The following is a 2,184-nucleotide window of genomic DNA, read 5'->3' on the forward strand; positions in this document are numbered from 1 at the left end:
AGCCCGAATTCATGGCGCTCGGCAGGGTATTGGACAGGCCGATGATCATGAGCGAGAAGAAGACGCCGATCGACAGCGCCATACCGCCATTGAGCAGCGTGCCGCGCATGCCGGAGGCCACACCGCGCTGCGAGGCGGGCACCGCGGACATCACCTCGGCGGTATTGGGGGAGGCGAACATGCCCGAGCCCAAGCCGTTGAGCGCGATGACCAGCGCGAAAGCCCAGTAGGAGAAGTCCACCGGCAGCACCACCAGCAGCACGAACGTCACCGCGGTGATCGCCATACCGAGCGTCGCGAACAGTCGCGGCCCGTATTTGTCCGACAGCCTGCCCGAAACCGGCCCCGCCACAAGGAATCCCACCGTCAGCGGCAGCAGGTAGATGCCCGCCCACAGCGGCGTGGACTCGTAGTCGTACCCGTGCAGCGGCAGCCAGATGCCTTGCAGCCAGATGATCAGCATGAACTGCAAGCCACCGCGCCCCAGCGACGACATCAGCCCCGCCAGATTGCCGAGCCCGAACGCCCGCACCTTGAGCAGCGACAGATGGAACATCGGCTGCTCCACCTTGGTCTCGATCCAGCAGAACAGCGCCAGCACCGCGATACCACCGAACACGGCGATCAGCACCCAGGGGTTGGACCAGCCGGTATTCGAATTCCCGTAGGGCTGAATGCCATAGGTGATACCGGTCAGCAGCGCGGTCAGCCCGACCGCGAAGGACACGGTGCCCGGAATATCGAGCGAGCCCGCATTGCGCTGGCCGTTGTCGTGCAGCGACCGATAGGACCACACGGTGCCGAGAATGCCGAACGGCACGCTCACCCAGAACACGGCCTTCCAGTCCCACTGCGCGAGCAACCCGCCCAGCAGCAGACCCAGGAACGAACCGGCCACGGCGGCAACCTGATTGATGCCGAGGGCGAAACCGCGCTGCTCGGCCGGGAACGCGTCGGTGAGGATGGCGGCCGCATTGGCCATCAACATGGCACCACCGACGCCCTGCACCACACGCCATCCGATGAGCCACACCGCGCCGCCACCGTGCGTGAACGGATCGAACGACAACGCGATCGCCGTCACCGTGAAGATCACGAACCCGTAGTTGTAGATCTTGACGCGCCCGACCATGTCTCCGAGCCGCCCGAACATCACCACCAGCACCGCGGACGCGAGCAGGAAGCCCATCATCATCCACAGCAGGTAGCTCACGTTCCCCGCCGCCAGCGGGTTGAGATCGATTCCCCGGAAGATGTCCGGCAGCGAGATGATCACGATCGACGAGTTGATCGTCACCATGAGCATGCCCAGCGTCGTATTCGACAGGGCCACCCACTTGTAATGCGGATGATCATGCTCGATCCGGAGCCGCCTCCGAATGGTCTGGACATCACCGGGATCGATACCGGTGGTTGGGGCCGCAGCCATCAGAGCCTCCCACAAGTCAACAAACGTACAACGCGCCCAAATATAGTTGCATGTCGCTAACTAATGAAATCGTGGGATGCATCACTCCGCGGCGAACCCTTGTCGATCAGCTTGTGAAAGCGCACACTTACGCAAGTGGAGGCTTTCAGAGACGTAGATCTGGTGATCCTCGGTGATCCGATGCGCAAGGCGATCTTCGAGCGGCTGGCACGGCAGCCGTCGTCGGTCGGTGAGCTGGCCGAGGACCTGCCGATCACCCGGCAGGCCGTGTCTCAGCACCTGCGTGTCCTCAAGGAGGGCGGCTTGGTGGTGGCCACACCACAGGGCACGCGACGGATCTACCGGATCAATCCGGAGGGCCTGGCCGCGATTCAGGCGTACTTCCAGCAGATCTGGGACGACGCGCTGACCGCTTTTCAGAAGGCCGCCGACGCGGCGGCCGCGGACCCCGAACAGGAGAATCGATCATGAGCACGACACCGAATCTGCCCGACCTGGAAGGCAAGGCGACCGTCGCCCTGCCGATCGAGCGGGCGTTCGCGTTCTTCACCGAATCATTCGGAAGCTGGTGGCCTGCGGTGTATCACATCGGCGCGGCCGAGATGGCGGACGCGATCGTCGAGCCGCGCGTGGGCGGGCGCTGGTACGAGCGCGGCACCGACGACAGCGAATGCGACTGGGGCCGAGTGCTGGTGTGGGAGCCGCCCCATCGGCTGGTGCTCACCTGGCAGATCGACGGACACTGGCAGTACGAC

The 2,184-nt window shown here is 64.2% G+C and carries 3 protein-coding genes; 2 read left to right on the forward strand and 1 reads right to left on the reverse strand.

The window, feature by feature from the left end; translation table 11 throughout:
- A partial coding sequence (locus tag ACWELQ_RS44305; RefSeq protein WP_452402949.1) for an MFS transporter occupies positions 1-1,429 on the reverse strand: 1,429 nt, incomplete at its 3' end.
- Positions 1,430-1,564: 135 nt separating this feature from the next.
- Here ACWELQ_RS44305 and ACWELQ_RS44310 point away from each other — a divergent pair.
- Together ACWELQ_RS44310 and ACWELQ_RS44315 are read left to right on the forward strand one after the other, a co-directional pair.
- A complete protein-coding gene (locus ACWELQ_RS44310) occupies positions 1,565-1,900 on the forward strand; it encodes an ArsR/SmtB family transcription factor (protein WP_452402950.1) in 336 nt (111 codons plus the stop codon).
- Positions 1,897-2,184, forward strand: a 288-nt coding sequence (locus ACWELQ_RS44315; protein WP_452402951.1) for an SRPBCC domain-containing protein, incomplete at its 3' end; no start/stop codon positions are given. The genes ACWELQ_RS44310 and ACWELQ_RS44315, both read left to right, overlap by 4 nt.

This window comes from Nocardia sp. NPDC004722, assembly GCF_053601505.1.